This window comes from Niveispirillum sp., assembly GCF_017996735.1.
Taxonomy (GTDB): domain Bacteria; phylum Pseudomonadota; class Alphaproteobacteria; order Azospirillales; family Azospirillaceae; genus Niveispirillum.
Genome location: NZ_JAGOGJ010000070.1, coordinates 18,147 through 34,200, shown reverse-complemented (window position 1 = coordinate 34,200; position 16,054 = coordinate 18,147). Strand labels below are relative to the sequence as shown.

14 protein-coding genes are annotated in these 16,054 nt (G+C 63.8%); 4 read left to right on the top strand and 10 right to left on the bottom strand.

From position 1 onward, the window contains the following. Positions 1–67 precede the first annotated feature (67 nt). Entirely contained in the window at positions 68–1,801 is a 1,734-nt protein-coding gene (locus tag KBA48_RS20050) for a hypothetical protein (RefSeq protein ID WP_292909652.1), read from the bottom strand. Positions 1,802–1,993: 192 nt separating this feature from the next. Between KBA48_RS20050 and KBA48_RS20045 the strand changes: the two genes are divergently transcribed. Then, a complete protein-coding gene (locus KBA48_RS20045; protein ID WP_292909650.1) occupies positions 1,994–2,215 on the top strand; it encodes a hypothetical protein in 222 nt (73 codons plus the stop codon). A 45-nt stretch (positions 2,216–2,260) separates the two neighbouring features. Here the strand turns inward: KBA48_RS20045 and KBA48_RS20040 are convergent, their stop codons facing one another. From KBA48_RS20040 to KBA48_RS20025, 4 genes are read right to left on the bottom strand one after another with little or no spacing between them, the layout of a single operon-like run. Beyond that, positions 2,261–3,169: a polysaccharide deacetylase family protein gene (locus KBA48_RS20040; protein WP_292909648.1), complete on the bottom strand. Its 909-nt coding sequence runs from the start codon at positions 3,167–3,169 to the stop codon at positions 2,261–2,263. Between the two features lie 3 nt (positions 3,170–3,172). Next, positions 3,173–3,931, bottom strand: a complete 759-nt coding sequence (locus tag KBA48_RS20035; protein ID WP_292909646.1) for an arylmalonate decarboxylase — start codon at positions 3,929–3,931, stop codon at positions 3,173–3,175. A gap of 25 nt (positions 3,932–3,956) precedes the next feature. Next, a complete protein-coding gene (locus tag KBA48_RS20030; protein WP_292909644.1) occupies positions 3,957–5,150 on the bottom strand; it encodes an NAD(P)/FAD-dependent oxidoreductase in 1,194 nt (397 codons plus the stop codon). A gap of 34 nt (positions 5,151–5,184) precedes the next feature. Then, entirely contained in the window at positions 5,185–5,598 is a 414-nt protein-coding gene (locus KBA48_RS20025) for a cytochrome c family protein (RefSeq protein ID WP_292909642.1), read from the bottom strand. A gap of 303 nt (positions 5,599–5,901) precedes the next feature. On the opposite strand from KBA48_RS20025, the gene KBA48_RS20020 reads away from it, so the two are divergent. Further along, a complete protein-coding gene (locus KBA48_RS20020) occupies positions 5,902–7,119 on the top strand; it encodes a serine hydrolase (RefSeq protein WP_292909640.1) in 1,218 nt (405 codons plus the stop codon). Positions 7,120–7,322: 203 nt separating this feature from the next. Here KBA48_RS20020 and KBA48_RS20015 read toward each other — a convergent pair whose 3' ends face one another. The 5 genes from KBA48_RS20015 to leuC form a co-directional block, all read right to left on the bottom strand. Continuing rightward, positions 7,323–8,105: a helix-turn-helix domain-containing protein gene (locus KBA48_RS20015; protein ID WP_292909638.1), complete on the bottom strand. Its 783-nt coding sequence runs from the start codon at positions 8,103–8,105 to the stop codon at positions 7,323–7,325. 117 nt (positions 8,106–8,222) lie between these two features. Then, the gene (locus KBA48_RS20010) at positions 8,223–9,704 is read right to left on the bottom strand and encodes a PAS domain S-box protein (protein WP_367273854.1); all 1,482 of its coding nucleotides are present in this window, start codon (positions 9,702–9,704) and stop codon (positions 8,223–8,225) included. 473 nt (positions 9,705–10,177) lie between these two features. Then, a complete protein-coding gene (locus KBA48_RS20005) occupies positions 10,178–11,038 on the bottom strand; it encodes an isocitrate lyase/PEP mutase family protein (RefSeq protein ID WP_292909634.1) in 861 nt (286 codons plus the stop codon). A 179-nt stretch (positions 11,039–11,217) separates the two neighbouring features. Further along, entirely contained in the window at positions 11,218–11,826 is a 609-nt protein-coding gene (leuD, locus tag KBA48_RS20000) for a 3-isopropylmalate dehydratase small subunit (protein WP_292909632.1), read from the bottom strand. 3 nt (positions 11,827–11,829) lie between these two features. Further along, positions 11,830–13,239, bottom strand: a complete 1,410-nt coding sequence (gene leuC, locus KBA48_RS19995) for a 3-isopropylmalate dehydratase large subunit (protein ID WP_292909630.1) — start codon at positions 13,237–13,239, stop codon at positions 11,830–11,832. Positions 13,240–13,415: 176 nt separating this feature from the next. Here leuC and KBA48_RS19990 point away from each other — a divergent pair, with 176 nt between their 5' ends. Beyond that, entirely contained in the window at positions 13,416–15,029 is a 1,614-nt protein-coding gene (locus tag KBA48_RS19990; protein WP_292909628.1) for an FAD-binding oxidoreductase, read from the top strand. Continuing rightward, positions 15,026–16,033: a zinc-binding dehydrogenase gene (locus KBA48_RS19985; protein WP_292909626.1), complete on the top strand. Its 1,008-nt coding sequence runs from the start codon at positions 15,026–15,028 to the stop codon at positions 16,031–16,033. The genes KBA48_RS19990 and KBA48_RS19985 overlap by 4 nt, the downstream gene beginning before the upstream one ends. The last annotated feature ends 21 nt before the right edge of the window (positions 16,034–16,054 follow it).

The window sequence follows — 16,054 nt, the reverse complement described above, 5'->3', positions numbered from 1 at the left end:
CCGCCGAACAGATCGGTGGCGACATCCGTCGCCTCCCGGTTCACCGGTGCGGTCTGGCTGGCCAGGATCACATCCCCTGGCCCGATCTGCCCCGGTCGGTGCGCAGCGCGATCCCCCCACCCCGGTCCCAGGCCAGGTCCGACCGGATATAGGTGGTGGCCACCCCGCCAACGCGCGCCGATTCCGCCAGCAGCAGGAACGTCTCGAAACTGCCGATCCCCAGGACCGACAGGTCCAGCCGGTCGCTGCCCGGCGTGAAATCGGTGATGACATCGCGCCCGTCCAGATAGGTGATGATGAACGTGTCGCGGCCGGCCCCGCCGACCATGGTATCGCTGTTGCCGGTATAGGTGGGGCTGCCCCGGTCCATCAGCACATCATCGCCATCACCGCCCAGCAATTGTTCGGAGACACCGCCGCCGATCAGCGTGTCGTTGCCCGACGCCCCGATCAGCCCGCCATTGCCCCCGGCGGAGACCAGTTGCCGCCCCGGCTGGTCCGCGGCAAAGATAAAATCCGCCGCCGTCAGCCGGTCACGCGGGAAGGTCAGGCTCAATTGTGTGTTGCCGACCTTGAAACTGTTCCCGCCGGGCGGGCTTAACCCCATGATGGTGCGCAGCATGTCGAAGCTGGCGATGCCCATGGCCGACAGGTCGATCCGGTCCAGCCCCTGCTGAAAATCCACGATGGTGGTAGCGGCGGGCTGGTCCAGCCCGGCCAGCACAAACACATCGCGGCCCAGGCCCCCCGACATCGTATCCTGTCCGCCGCCGGAATGGATCGTGTCGTCACCCTGTTCGCCGAACATGCGCTCGGCAAAGGTGCTGCCATACAGACGGTCATTGGCCCGGCCACCGAACAGGTCGGTCATCGACCCGCCATACAGTTCCAGCGGTGTGGTAACGGTGGCGAAGATAAAATCGGCCGGCACGATGCGCGACCGGTCCACCCCGTCGAACACCAGCGTCGTCTGCCCGCCGCGCATCAGGTTGATGGCGGAACTGCCCGTGCCATTATAGTCGGAATTGAACAGGAAGCTGACGGCGTTCCAGCTTCCGATGCCATAGCCGGTCAGGTCGATCTTGTCCGTAGCCGGCGTAAAATCCAGGATGCGGTGGAAACTGAAGCCCCCCGCCGGCTCCACCGCGAAGATATCGGCCCCCGCCCCGCCCAGCGCATCGTCCCGCCCGCCACGCAGGATCAGCCGGTCTGCACTGGCACCGCCGGCCAGGAAATCATCCCCCAGCCCGCCGTCCAGCGTGTCGTTGAAACTGCCGCCCACAAGATCATCCGGCCCGCCGCCACCCAGCAGGGAACGCGGGCCGGCATCGGTGGCGAAGACGAAGTCCGACGCACCCAGGCTGGCCAGGGGCTGGTTGATGATCAGGGACGCGTGGCCATTGCTGGCCCGCAACTGGAACAGCGTATCGCCATCACCCAGGTCGGTCAGGAACAGGCGGGCCATCTCCATATTGGTGATGCCGGTCGCCGACAGGTCGATCCGATCCTCGCCGATGGTGAAATCGGTGATGCGGCTTTCAAAGGCAAAATAGGACGGGCTTTCGGCGCGGGGCACAAAAAGGTCACGGCCGGGACCGCCGGTCAGGGTGTCGAACGACCCGCCGATCAGCGTGTCGTCCCCCTCATCGCCGAACAACAGGTCCCAGCCGTCACCGCCCGTCAGCGTGTCGTTGCCGGCCCCGCCGCGCAGCGTGTCATTGCCGCCGCCACCATGGATAAAGTCGCCATCCGCGCCGCCGTTCAGCGCTTCCGCATTATTGCCGCCGATGATACTGGCCATGCCCCCGCCTCCCGCGTCATGCCCGGTCTGGAACCGGTACCGCAGGCTGAACAGGCAGGGAGCGGAGAGGTTGCCCGGAAAAGGACAGAGGTCACGGGCACCGCTGCAACAATCGCCCTTGTGCGTTGTTGCAGAAACAGGGGTGCCGTTGCCGGCATCCATGGATCATCAACCGCAAGGGGGAGAGGCGCCATGCCCACCTATGAGAAAAAGGAGACCACGCAGGAGGAAACCTGCGGTGCCGCCATCATCATCTCGGCCCTGCTGGTGGCCGTCCTGATCTGCATTCCGTCGCTGACCACCCCGGAACCGGAGCCGGCGAAGCCTGTCGCCGCCGTTGAAAAGCACCATCCGGCAGAACGAGAACATGTCGCCATCGCCACGCATGGCGGCCGGTACGACCGCAACCGCTGACCCCCGCACCGCGCGGCACGGGGATCATGCCCGGAATGTCGGGGATCAGCCCGGTATATGGCCTTCGCTGTTGGCCAGATACCAGCGAGCCAGTTCCTCACGCGTCGGCCACCAGACATCGTCCAGGCTCTTGGCATATTCCAGGAACTCCCGCAGGCCGCGGATACGATAGGCGCGGCCCGTGACATGCGGGTGCAGGCCCACATTCATCAACCGCGCCGTCTTCGCCCCTTCCTGACGCAGAACCGACAATTCCTCGATCAGCGTGTCGCGGAAGGCATCGGTGGTCAGGTTGCGACGGGTCAGCAGCGTGAAATCGTTGATTTCGTTGGAATAGGGCACCGACACCAGCGGCCCGTTCTCCGTCTGCAACGGATAGGGCTGGTCATCATTCATGATGTCGCAATAGAACAGGAAACCCTGTTCGGCCAGGATGCCCGCCGTGTTCAAGGTGCCGCGCAGCGAGGAGGACAGCCAGCCCAGCGGCCGGCGGCCCACATGCCGCTCATACATCTCGATCGACCGCAGGATGATGTCGCGTTCCCTGGCTGGGTCCTTGGCGAAATTGGTCAGCAGCTCGCCCTGTTCATAATTATGGGCCAGCAATTCCCAGCCGCGTTCCAGGCAGGCATCGACCATCGCCTTGCGCCGTTCAAAGGTGACGGCGTTGGTGGTGCAGCTTGCCTTGACGCCCATTTCATCGAACAGGTCATACAGCCGCCAGATGCCCACCCGCTGCCCATATTCACGCCAGGTGAAATTGGGGAAGTCGGGCGTATCGCCGGGCAGAACGTCGGGCAGGATGGCCGGGCCGCCGGCATAATACGGCTTGTCCGTATCCTTCGTCAGGTCCCAGGTTTCCAGATTGAAGGTCAGGATCAGCGCGACCTTCTTGCCATCGGGCCAGCGCAGGGGACCGCGCTTGGGCAGCGGCACATAATCATAGGACAGCATGGCTCAGAATTCCTCCAGCAGGCGGCCGAAGCCGTAGACCTTGTCCTGAATGCCGTTGGCGCGCAGCGCATGCCAGTAGGTCGCCGTGTTGATGGCGATCACCGGCTTGCCCAGCCACATTTCGGCAGCGGCCGCCAGCTTGACCATCGACAGGTTGGTGCCGACCTGCAGGATGGCGTCGACATCATCGCCATCCAGTTGTTTCAGCACCTCGCGCAGCCGGTCGGTGCCGACCCGCGCGATGGAGGTCCAGGACGGGCATTGCAGCGGCACGTCGCGCACCGTCTCATACCCGTAATCGGACAGGAAATTGCGGACCTGCTCGTTCGCCACCGGGTAATAGGGCGACACGAACGCCACCTTCTTCACCCCGCCATAGGCGGCAATGGCGGCGGCCAGCGATTCCGACCCGGTGGAGAGATACAGACCGCTGATTTCCCGTATCTGGCGGCGGAACTTCGCCGCCCCTTCCGCCCCGCCATAGAAGGTGATGGCCGACATGCCCATGACCAGATAGTCCGGGTCGCAGGTCATCACGGCCTTCACGGCATCGACCGTATTGTCGGCGATGGCCTGCGTGCCGGCCAGGAAGGTTTCGTTGCTGATTGCCTGGGCGTTGGGTACGATGATCCGGCTGTAATGATTGGTCACGCCGGCCGGGCGCATATCGTCATAATCGGGCTGCACCGTCGTGTTCGTGCTGGGACCCAGCACGCCGAACACCTTGCGCCAGCCCCGGCTGTCCTTGCCTTCACTCTGCATGATGGACCCCTTTCAATGGGTGCGGTCAGTCAATCGCGGCGGCGTCGGCCAGGCTCTGGAACATGGCCTGACGCAACAGGAACTGCCGGCGCTTTTCCGGGTCGCTGCGGATGGCCAGCATCTCGTCCCGGCGCTTTTCCTGGGCCGAGGCGTGGCCTTCCTTCATCATTTCCATGGTCTGGATGGTCTGCGCCTGGACGAAGCTGCGGGCAGCACCCCGCCGCTGGCGGCTGAACTGATCCAGAGTGCCCTTATCCTCGCCATTCTTGATAATCCCGGTCAGGCGCCGGCACAGGTTGAAGGCATCATGGATGCCGCTATTCATGCCGAACCCGCCCAGCGGGTTGTTCAGATGGGCGCTGTCGCCCACCAGGAAGGCGCGGCCCTGGCGGAAGCTTTCCGCCACGCGCTGATGCATGCGGTAGATGGTGCGGTGATAGGTCTTGACGCCGGTCTTGCCGATCAGGCGCTGGAACACACGGTCGCGGTTCTCATCCGACACCAGATCGGCATCGGAACTGTCGGCCGTGGCCGGCAGCAGGATGCGCCAGACCGACGGCACCCGCAGCAGCACCAGCCATTCCTCCGGATCGGCGACATAGTTCACATGCGCCAGGTTCGGGAAATAATCTTCCAGCGGTTCCGCCGTGGACAGGCACAGGAACTTTTCCGGATAGGTGAAACCCTCGAACCCGATGCCCAGCCATTTGCGCACGGCCGAATTGGCGCCATCGGCCCCGATCAGCCAGTCGGCGCGCACCTTCTCGATGGCGAACGGCGTTTCATAGGCCAGATCCACACCCGTCTCGTCCTGGTTCACATAGACTAGGCGACTGCTGAACTTCACCTGCGCCTTGGGATGCGCCTCGAGCTTTTCCGCAAGCGCGCGGGCCAGATGGTACTGTTCGCATTGCAGGCGAAACGGGTAACGGGTCATGTCGGCCAGTTCGCCCAGGTCGAATTCCACCACCTGACCCGTGCGCCGGTCGCGATAATGATAGATCGGGGCCTTCAGACCCTTTTCCAGCAGGAAGGGCGTGATTTCCAGTTCGTCCAGCATTTCCAGCGTGGGCGGATGGAAGGTGGAGGCGCGCAGATCATGCGCACAGTCCGGGCCGGCTTCCAGCACCAGCACGTCGATACCCTGAAGGGCCAGATAATAGGCCGCGACCGTGCCGACAGGGCCGGCGCCGGCGATCACCACCTGCGTTCGGATCATGGGAAATGCCTTTCTGTTTATGCGGGTGGGGATGTCAGTTGGTGGCTTTTTGCAGGTAGGCGATCAGGGCGTCCCGGTCGGCCTTGTCCGGCAGACCGATGAAGGCCATGGTCGTGCCGCCGACCAGCGTGGTCGGGTGCGTCAGCCAGACATCCAGCGTCTTCTCGTCCCAGACGACGCCGCTGTTGCGCAGGGCGTCCGAATATTTGAACCCGTCGACATGACCGGCCGGCTTGCCCCAGAAACCGTGCAGGTTGGGGCCGACCTTGTTGGGCCTGCCGGCCGCGACCTCGTGACAGGTACGGCAACGCAGGAACAGACGCTCACCCTTGTCCGGCGTGGACTGGGCCAGGGCGGCGGGAACGTTCGACAACAGCAGGGAGGCCAGGATGGCCGGAATGATGGCGTGTCCCGAAGGACGGCGATATTTCTTTCCGACAAATGCCATGACTGTTCATGCCTCCATGCAGAACCATTATTGGAACCGCTCCCAAGTCAAAACGGGCGATCCGCATGTTGGTATTTGGGCGCATGCCGGTTGGTCCGTCGATACGGGGGGGGCTATCTGGCCACAGGGTGGATAAACCATCCCCCTGTCCTGTCGGACGCACGGATACATACCTATGGTCAAGATGCGACCGGCGGTTCTCCGCATCGCGAGCACTGAGTTCCCGAAAACTGACCGCGGCGCCGATCCTTCGACACCGCGGTCTTTTTCGTTCAGGATCAACGGATAATGGAAGGCTTTGGCATGCGGCACGCGTCTTTCTGGTTGACCACCCTTCTGGCCCTGGCCACGTCCGGCACCGCGATGGCGCAGACGGACGCCGACGCGATCTATGCGCAACGCCTGGCCATCCTGACCGCCGGCGGCCCGATGGAGACGCTGTATCAGCCGCGCGAACCGGTGGCCGGTGCGCCCACCGCCCTGCCCGCCGCCCAGCCCGGCCGGACCAGCATCAAGCCCGACGCGCTGACCGCCGCCCGCACCTATGCGCAGGCCAGCGGCGCCCAGGCCTTCATCGTCTGGCATGATGGCAAGGTGCAGGACGAAACCTATTTCACGGGCACCAATGCCGATACGCCGCTGGCATCCAAATCCTTATCCAAGCCGATGACGGCCATGGTGGTGGGCCGGGCCATCGCAATGGGCAAGATCAAGTCGCTGGACCAGAGCGTTTCCGACTTCATCACCGAATGGAAGGGCACGCCGAAGGAGGCGATGCTGATCCGCCACCTGCTGGACATGCGCACCGGCTTCCTGGAACAGGGGTTCAATGCCGACCCCAACCATCCCTGGAACCAGGCCTATCTGTCGGTCGATCACGGCACCTATATCGTCAAGGATTACCCCCTGACCGACGCGCCGGGCACACGCTACGGCTATTCCAACGCGACGTCGGAACTGGTGGCCCTGGTGATCGAGCGGGCGACGGGCCGGCGCTATGCGGAATTCGTCGGCACCGAGCTGCTGATCCCGACCGGGGCGCCAGGCGGTGAGGTCTGGGTGAACCGGCCCGGCGGGCTGGCCCATTCCGGCTGCTGCATGATGCTGCCGGCCCGCGCCTGGCTGCATCTGGCCAGGCTGCTGCTGGATGATGGCATGGTTGGGGGCAAGCACCTGCTGCCCAAGGGCTATGTCCAGGAAATGGCGACCGCCACGGCGCAGAACCAGCATTACGGCCTGGGGCTGTGGGTTGCCGGCCCCTATGTCGAACGCCGTGGCTTCGGGGCACCGGGCGCGCCGGGGCCGAAGGTGCTGCATTCCGAACCCTATCTGGACAAGGACCTGTTCCTGTTCGACGGCAATGGCAACCAGACGGTTTTTGTCTCCCGCAAGACCGGCCTGATTGCGCTCCGCATGGGACCGAACCCGCCGAAGACTGTCGATTGGGACAATGCCTATCTGCCCAACACCCTGCTGCGCGGACTGGTGAAGCCGGTGACGCTGGTGGCGCAGGGGAAGTGATTTTTTGGGGGGTGGGGTGAAGCGTTGTTCCCTCACCCTCCCACCCGCTGATGCGGGCGGGCCCCTCCCTCTCCCGCAGGCGGGCGAGGGGCAGAATGAAGCAAAACGCCAATTTCCACCCCTCGCCCACAAAAGTGGGAGAGGGAGGGGCCCGTTGGCGCCAGCCAATGGGAGGGTGAGGGCCCCAAGTCCGACAGCCCCCATCACTTCTGATTAAGCGCCGCCGCCTGTGTCAGTTCGGCGCTGATCATGTCGGCGGTGCCTTTCAGATCGTCCAGATACCGGTCCAGCGCCGCCTCCGGCTTCATGGCCGAGGCAAAGAAGATCACCGTCATCGCCGCCTTGAAATGCTCGCCCAGGAAGATGGGAACCGCGATGGACGCGGTCTTGCCGGGCGTCAGGTTGTGATGATTGCGGCCCTGGACCGCATAACCCTGTGACCGGATACGCTCGACATTCAGGGCGGCACGGGCGGCCTTCAGATATTCGGGGTCCACCTCCTGCGACACCTTCATCCAGCGCAGCAGGGTTTCCCGCTCCTCATCCGGGGTATAGGCCATGGACAGCTTGCCCGACGCGCTGTCCAGCACGGGCAGGGTGAAGCCGGGATAATAGCGTTCAAAGGTCAGGGCCGTGTTGGCATGCGTGCTGTCGCGCAGCATCATGTTGCGGCCAACGCGCGACGCGATGGAGATGGGCCAGCCGATGCGGCGTGTCAGCGAGACGATATGCGGCCGCGCGATTTCCACCAGCCGGTCATCATCCTGGAACCCATAGGCCAGCGACTGCACCATGGCCGTGGGGCGGTAGCGTTTGCGGTCCGGTTCCTGCTCCACCAGCCCTTCATAGACCAGGGTCTGCACCAGACGGCAGGCGGTGGGATAGGGCACCTCCGCCGACCGGGCGATTTCCATCATGGTCAGCGAGCCCTGCCGGTTGATCGCCTTCAGCGCTGCGATGGCCCGGCTGATGGCCCGGATCGGCACCCCTTTTTCCATTGGCACGGCCCCCCGTTGCGGATTTTCTCCACGGGATAGTGCCAATGTTGTTGACCGGCGGTCGCACGAAGCCTGCGCCCTTGTCCAACAGGCGGATAGGTGACCTCAACGTGCCAGGATGCGCGCGGCTTCCTTCGTGGTGGTCACCGCCCCCGTGACTTTGCCGATACAGTCATTGATGGCCGTCAGATTGCGGGTCACCGTTTCCACGGCCGCAGCGGTCGTTTGCATGCTGGCGGACATGTCCCGCGTGACGGCGCTCTGTTCCTCCACAGCCGAAGCGGTGGCCACGACATATTCCCGGACATTTCCCACGGCGGCGCGGATTTCCTGCAAGGCGGCTACCATGTCGCCGGACAAGGACTGGATGCCCGAAATCTCTTTGGAGATTTTCTGTGTGGCCCCCGCCGACTGATTGGCGAGATTCTTCACCTCTGTTGCCACCACGGCGAAGCCACGCCCGGCATCCCCGGCCCGCGCCGCCTCGATGGTGGCGTTCAAGGCCAGCAGGTTGATCTGGCCGGCAATCGTGCGAATGACATCGACGACGCCTTCCATCGACCGGGCCACGTCATCCAGGCGACGGGCAGCCTGATCGGCGCGGCTTGTGACCTCGACGGCGCCATCCGTGGCTCCGCGCGACTGCGCCATGCTTTGTGATATCTCGCTGATGGAAGCGGCCAGTTCCTCTGCGCTGGATGCCATCATCTGAACGGCGGCCGATGTCTGGTTGGCCGCTGAACTGGCAGAGGATGCCTCCTGGCTCGAATGATCAACAGCGTGGTCGATATCCCTGAAGTTCCGATCAATCAAACCCTTCAAGTTGGTCAGCATGTCGATCTGGCCGGTAATGTCGGTGGCGTATTTCACCACCTTGATCGGCCGGCCGGAGGGATCCAGGATCGGGTTGTAGGAGGCTTCGATCCAGATGACCTTGCCCCCCTTGCCGATGCGCCTGAACTGCCGGGCCTGATATTCACCCCGGCGCAGCGCCTCCCAGAAGGCCGCATACTCGCGGCTGTTCCGTTCGGCAGCGTCCACAAACAGGCTATGGTGCTGGCCCTTGATCTCATCCAGCCGATAACCAAGCGTCCTCAGGAAATTGTCATTGGCCCAGAGGATGTTGCCTTCAAGAGTGAATTCGATGACGGCCTGAGATTTACGGATGGCCTCCATCTGGCCTTTCATATCCGCATTTTCCAGGGTCTTGGCGGTGATGTCGGTGGCATATTTGACCACTTTTGTCACACGGCCATCCGCGTCCAGGATCGGGTTGTAGGAAGCTTCGATCCAGATGACCTTGCCCCCTTTTCCGATACGCTTGAACTGCCGGGCCTGATATTCGCCACGGCGCAACGTGTCCCAGAAGGCCGTATATTGGCGGCTGTTCCGTTCGTCCGGTTCCACGAACAGGCTGTGATGCTGCCCTTGGATTTCCATCAACGTATAACCGACCGCATCCAGAAAATTCTGGTTCGCATTCAGGATTGTGCCGTCCGGTTTAAACGAGATCACTGCCTGGGAACGGTCAAGGGCGGCCAGAATCTGCCCGGCGTCGTCGTTTTTCCTCTGCAAGCCGAATATCATCATTAGCCTCCCCACGTATGTATAGCTCACCTACCGAGAACATCCTCCCGAACAAGATGCAGCATGCCCGCCTATCAAAGTGCAGGTAAGATGAAATCACTATCCAACTGTTTATAATATTCTTCTGGATAGGGTTCGGGTTCCAAACGAGTCTGATTGAATCAAAATCAATTTAAAATTTTATTGAAAACAAAGAAAACTAAAAGTAAATCATCATGGTATTTTTGGGCAGTATCCACAAACAAACCCCACATATCATCAACGGATACAATCGGTCAGAATACTTGACCGATTGTATCCGTGCCTGCGCGCTGCGGCGGCGATCCCGCCGAAGCCATTATTCCCGATGTGTCGTGGTTAAAGACCGCAAGCAGAAGGTCATTACGGGGAGACGGTACCGGACATGCCGTCGTGGCATCGCCCCACGCCGCCGAAATCTTATGTTTTTCTGGAATCAGCCGGCTTCAGACTTGTCACCTCGCCCACTTCTTGTCGAAGGCCCATACATCCTCGAACCCGATCAGGGAGCAGAATTCCTTGAAATTGAACAAAGGCACATCGGGCGACAGGCTGGTGCCCGTCTGCTTCAGGTTCAGCAACGCCGCCTCCATGGCCGCCGCCGCCGCCAGGCTGGTCATGGCCGGGAAGATGGCCATGGAATAGCCCAGGCTTTCCAGGGTCTTGGCGTCGCGGATAGGAGTCAGGCCGCCATCGGCCATATTGGCCATCATCGGCTTGTCCAGCGAGGCCGTGACGATGCGGGCTTCCTCATCGCTGGTCAGCGCCTCGGGGAACAGGATGTCCGCGCCGGCTTCGGCATAGAGCTTCATACGGTGCAGAACCCCTTCCAGCCCCTCGCTCTGCCGTGCGTCGGTGCGGGCGATGATCAGGAAATTCTCATCCCGCCGCGCCTCGACCGCGACGCGGATCTTGTCGGCCATTTCCTCGGCAGGGACCACGCGCTTGCCCGGCGTATGGCCGCACTTCTTGGGGAATTCCTGATCCTCGATCTGGATGGCGGTGATGCCGGCCTGTTCATAGGCCTGGACCGTGTGATGCACGTTCAGCAGCCCGCCGAAACCCGTATCCGCATCAGCCACCACGGCGGCGTTGCAGGTGCGGACCAGGGTCGCCATGCGATCGACCATCTGCGTCACCGACGCGATACCGGCATCGGGCAGCCCATAGGCCGACGCAACCGTCCAGTAACCGCTGCCATAAACGATGTCGAAACCGACCTTGTTGGCGACGACGGCGGCGATCATGTCCTGAATACCGGGGGCGGTGATGAACTGCCGGGAAGCCAGCTTCTGGCGAAGGATGGGATTGGCCATGATGTTCTCTGCCTGATGGTTGCAATACCAACCGGAGGTGAGCTTGACTCACCTTCGGTTGGTTGGTGCGTTGAGCACCCGCGCACCCATGTGCGCGTAAGCCAAGGCGGCAGATGCCGCCGCCCGGCGCTTGAGGGCCGCCTTGACCCTGTTCAGGGGTCAAGGCGGAAGGGTAAGGTTCAGCGGTTGAGCCAGGGCAGGCGCGCGCGGCGATCCTGCTCGTACCGGTCGATGGTGCCGGCATAAAGGTTCAGGATGCCCATCACTTCGTCCCAGCCATTCAGCAGGGCGTCACGCTTGCCGTCTTCAATGGGGATAGCGATGGTGGAACCGTCGGGCCTTGTGATGGTGCGGGCATTCAGATCGACATCCAGGCTGGCCCCGGCGCCGGCATCGGACAGCAGGGCGGCGTGATCCGCCTCCCCCACCGTCACCGGCAGCATGCCGTTGCGATAGCAGTTGCCACGGAAAATCTCGCCAAAGCTGGGCGCGATGATGCAGCGTATGCCCAGATCCAAGATGGCCCAGGGCGCCTGTTCGCGAGAGGAGCCGCAGCCGAAATTGGGGCCGGCGACCAGGATGCCGGCATGGCGCCAGGGGTCGCGGTTCAGGACAAAACCCGCCACCTCCCGTCCCTGCCCATCATAGCGGCGGTCATGGAAGGCGTACCGCCCCAACCCCTTCTTCTCCGTAATGGTCAGGAAGCGGGCGGGATAGATGATGTCCGTATCGATATCCGCCTCCTCCAGCGGGGCGACGATGGCGGTCAAAGTGGTAAAGGGCTGCATGGATCAGGCCTCCCCAAGGTAGTCGCGCGGGTCGGCGATATGGCCGGCGATGGCAGAGGCCGCCGCCATGGCCGGGCCCATCAGGTGGGTGCGCGCGCCCTGACCCTGCCGCCCCTCGAAATTGCGGTTTGATGTGCTGGCGCAGCGGGCATCGGGCGGCAGCCGGTCATCATTCATGGCCACGCACAGCGAACAGCCCGGCTCGCGCCAGTCAAAGCCGGCGGCCCGGAAAATGGCGTCCAGCCCCTCCGCCTCGGCCTGGCTCTTCACCGCCTTCGACCCGGGCACTACCAGCGCCTGTACCCCCACGGCCACGCGGCGATCCTTCAGGATGCGGGCGGCGATGCGCAGATCCTCGATCCGGCCATTGGTACAGGACCCGATGAAGACATGGCCGATGACGATGTCGCGAACCGCCATGCCCGGCGTCAGGCCCATATAGGACAGAGCCTTGGCCATCTTGGCCGCCATCTCTGCATCGCCGGCCCCGGCGGGGTCGGGCACACGGCCCGTCACATCGGCCACCTGATCCGGGCTGGTGCCCCAACTGACCTGCGGCACCAGCTTTGTGGCATCGATCTCGATCTCCCGATCGAAGACCGCGCCCGCATCGCTGGGCAATGTGCGCCAATAGGCCACGGCATCATCCCAATCGGCCCCCTGCGGGGCCAGGGGCCGGCCCTTCAGCCAGGCGAAGGTGACCTCGTCCGGCGCCACCAGGCCGGTGCGGGACCCGGCCTCGATGCTCATGTTGCACAGGGTCATGCGCCCTTCCATGGACAGGGCACGGATGGCGTGACCGGTATATTCGATGGCATGGCCGATGGCGCCGTTGCTGCCCAGCTTTCCCACCACGGCCAGGATGATATCCTTGGCCCCCACGCCGGGCGGCAGGTCGCCATGGACGGTGACGCGCAGGGTCTTGGCCTTGGTCAGGCGCAGAACCTGGGTCGCCAGCACGCTTTCACATTCACCCGACCCGATGCCGAAGGCCAGCGTGCCAAAGGCGCCATGGGTGGCGGTGTGGCTGTCCCCACAAACCAGCGTCAAACCCGGCAAAGTAAAGCCTTGTTCCGGCCCCGTAACGTGAACGATCCCCTGCCGCGGATCATCCAGGCCAATCATATCGATACCGAAATCATGAGCGTTGCGGGCCAGCAGCTCCACCTGCGCGCGGGCCTGCGGATCGGCGATGGGCCGGTCCCGGTGGCGGGTGGGAATCGAATGATCGGCCACGGCCAGGAAGGCACCGGTATTGCGGACCTTCAGCCCCTTTTCCCGCAGGGCGGCGAAGGCCTGCGGGCTGCTGACCTCATGCAGCATGGCGCGGTCGATATAAAGAAGGCTGATCCCGCCCTCTTCCTGCGCCACCACATGGCTGTTCCACAGCTTGTCATAAAGGGTAGACGGCATCGCCCGGTTCCCGGCCCCTGTTCAATCCGACGCGGAACACATCATGTCCCCCTGGTCGCGCCAAGCCTGCCCGCCGGCGTGACCGCCTTGCGGACAATCACGCGGCCCGACCGCGCCCGGCCCCGCACCGCCAGATAGTCTGCGCGCCAGGATTGTCGAGGATTGGGGTTAGGGTCATGCCGGACGGCGCTTCACACGGGGACAATATGGGCAACGGCTTGAAAGCCGCCTTGCTCTCCATCACCGGTCCCGGCGGCGTCACCGACGATGCGGCGGCCCGCCGCCTGCACAGCGGTGACATCTGGTCGGAAAGCGCGGAACCGGTGGCCCTGGTGGTCGCCCCCGAAAGCCTGGACCAACTGTCCGCCATCATGGGCCTGCTGCACCGGCATCGCGTGCCGATGGCGCCGCGCGGCGCGGGCATGAGCTATACTGGCGGCTTTATCCCCACAAAGTCCGGGACCGTATCGCTGGACATGCGGCGGATGAACCGCGTCATCGACCTGCGCCCCGATGATATGGTGGTGACAGTTGAGGCCGGCTGCACCTGGATCGACCTGAACAAGGCGCTGGCCCCGCATGGGCTGCGCACCCCGTTTTTCGGCCCCATGTCGGGCCTGACCTCCACCGTTGGCGGCGGCGTGTCGCAGTTGAACGCCATGCTGGGCGCCGGCCATCATGGCACGTCCAGCGAGAGTGTCGTGGCCCTGACCATGGTGCTGGGCGATGGATCGATCCTGCGCACCGGTGCGCGCGGTGAGGATGGGGACACCCCCTTCTACCGGCATTTCGGACCGGACCTGACCGGCCTGTTCTGTGGCGATTGCGGGGCCTTCGGGGTGAAGGCCCATGTGAGCCTGCGCCTGATCCAGGCCCCGAAACATGAGGATTACGCCAGTTTCGAATTCCCCACGGGTGGGGACCTGATGCGGGCCATGGCGGCCCTGGCGCGGGCTGGCGTGGCGGCGGAAATGTGTGCGTTTGACCCCGGCCTGACACGGGTGCGCATGCAACGTGCCTCCATGACCAGCGATGTGAAGGCGCTGGGTGCCGTGGTCACCCGCCAGAAATCGCTGCTCCGCGGGTTGTGGGAGGCCGTGCGGGTGGCCAGTGCCGGCCGCAGCTTTGCCAGCCTGGACAGCTTCCCCCTGCATATGAATGCGGAGGGGCGGTCGGCCGAGGGTGTGGCCCATGACATGGCCACGGCCCGGCGCATCGCCGCTGAGCATCATGGCCGCGAGGTGGCGAACACCATCGCCAAGGTCATCCGCGCCATGCCCTTCCCGCCGCTGAACAGCGCGCTGGGCCCGGGGGGGGAGCGCTGGATTCCCATCCATGGCCAGATCTCGCTGTCCAAGGCCCCGGCCCTGTATGAGGCGCTGGAGCAGGTGTTCGCCGGCATGGCAGATGCATTTGCCCGGCACGACATCAAGACGGGTTACCTGTTCACGTCGATGTCGACCAATGCCCTGATCCTGGAACCGGTGATCTATTGGCCGGAAAAGCGGCTGCCGGTCCATTACGAGGCGCTGGAACCAGCACACATGGCGCGCCTGCCGGAATTCCCGGACAATCCCGACGCCACGGCGGTGGTGGTGGAAACCCGCAAGCGCCTGATCGCCACCTTCCAGCGCTTCGGCTGCGGGCATCTGCAGGTGGGCCGTTCCTATCCCTATCGTGAAAGCCGGGACGGCGCCAGCCGCGCCCTGCTGGACGCGCTGAAGGATGCGGTGGACCCGGCCCGTCTGTTGAATCCCGGCGTGCTGGGCTTTGCCAAGGACCCGAAATGACCAACACCTACACGGCCCTGCAGCAGGTCCGCTTCGCCCGCAGCTTTCGTGAGGCGGTAGAGACCGTGGAACAGAAGCTGCGCGATCCCGGCCCCGGTGAGATCCGCGTGCGCAACCATTGGTGCGGCGTCAACGGCATCTTCGATACCCAGATCGCCCGCGACGCCGTGGATTATATCCGCATTCCCCTGCCTACTTGGACGGGGGTGGAGGCCATCGGCGTGGTGGAGGCGGTGGGCGAAGGGGTGACGGGCTTCAAGCCCGGTGATGCCGCCGCCACCAACCGCTTCACGGGCGGCTACCGTCAGGCCAACATCGCCCCGGCCACACAGTTCATTCCGGTGCCATCGGCGCATCGCGACTATCTGGCGCTCGCTTCCACCGGTGTGTCGGCCCTGCTGGCGCTGGACCATGTCGGCGGGCTGCGCGCGGGCGAAACGGTGGCCATTTCGGCGGCGGCGGGCGGGCTTGGCCATCTGCTGGTGCAATTGGCCAAACTGGCCGGCGCGCGGGTGGTCGCGGTGTGCGGTGGGGAGCGGAAATCGGCCTTTGTCCGCTCCCTGGGCGCCGACCGGGTGATCGATTACAAGCGCGAGGATGTGGCCCAGGTCCTGTCCACGGAGTTCCGTGATGCCCTGGATCTGGCCATCGATACCGTCAGCGGCGCGATCTTCGATGCTTTCCTGGACAATGTCGCCCCGCTGGGCCGCGTTGTGGTGGCCGGCGCGGCCCAGGATCTGGACGGCAAGCCTGAAATCGTCACGGCCCCGCGTGTCGGCAACAAGCTCTATTACAAGGGCGCGTCGGTGCGCGGCTTCATGAATGGCCGTCTGACCGACCTGTGGCCAGTGGCACGCGAAAGACTGTTCAGCCTGCATGCTGCGGGCAAAATCTCCGTCACCTTCGACGATACGCCGTTTGCGGGTCTGGCCCAGGTGCCGGACGCCGTGGAGCACCTGCTTTCCGGCCGGTCGATGGGCAAGGTTACCGTCGATCTGCGTTGATCAGACCCTCTCAAGCATAAG

Coding starts and splice junctions, on each gene's coding strand:
- KBA48_RS20035 (WP_292909646.1), bottom strand. CDS start 3,931: ATGCAGAGTGAAGGCAAGGACAGCCGGGGCTGGCGCAAGGTGTTCGGC.
- leuD (WP_292909632.1), bottom strand. CDS start 11,826: ATGCAGCCCTTTACCACTTTGACCGCCATCGTCGCCCCGCTGGAGGAG.
- leuC (WP_292909630.1), bottom strand. CDS start 13,239: ATGCCGTCTACCCTTTATGACAAGCTGTGGAACAGCCATGTGGTGGCG.
- KBA48_RS20045 (WP_292909650.1), top strand. CDS start 1,994: ATGCCCACCTATGAGAAAAAGGAGACCACGCAGGAGGAAACCTGCGGT.
- KBA48_RS20030 (WP_292909644.1), bottom strand. CDS start 5,150: ATGATCCGAACGCAGGTGGTGATCGCCGGCGCCGGCCCTGTCGGCACG.
- KBA48_RS20050 (WP_292909652.1), bottom strand. CDS start 1,801: ATGGCCAGTATCATCGGCGGCAATAATGCGGAAGCGCTGAACGGCGGC.
- KBA48_RS20020 (WP_292909640.1), top strand. CDS start 5,902: ATGCGGCACGCGTCTTTCTGGTTGACCACCCTTCTGGCCCTGGCCACG.
- KBA48_RS20025 (WP_292909642.1), bottom strand. CDS start 5,598: ATGGCATTTGTCGGAAAGAAATATCGCCGTCCTTCGGGACACGCCATC.
- KBA48_RS19990 (WP_292909628.1), top strand. CDS start 13,416: ATGCCGGACGGCGCTTCACACGGGGACAATATGGGCAACGGCTTGAAA.
- KBA48_RS20040 (WP_292909648.1), bottom strand. CDS start 3,169: ATGCTGTCCTATGATTATGTGCCGCTGCCCAAGCGCGGTCCCCTGCGC.
- KBA48_RS19985 (WP_292909626.1), top strand. CDS start 15,026: ATGACCAACACCTACACGGCCCTGCAGCAGGTCCGCTTCGCCCGCAGC.
- KBA48_RS20010 (WP_367273854.1), bottom strand. CDS start 9,704: ATGATATTCGGCTTGCAGAGGAAAAACGACGACGCCGGGCAGATTCTG.
- KBA48_RS20005 (WP_292909634.1), bottom strand. CDS start 11,038: ATGGCCAATCCCATCCTTCGCCAGAAGCTGGCTTCCCGGCAGTTCATC.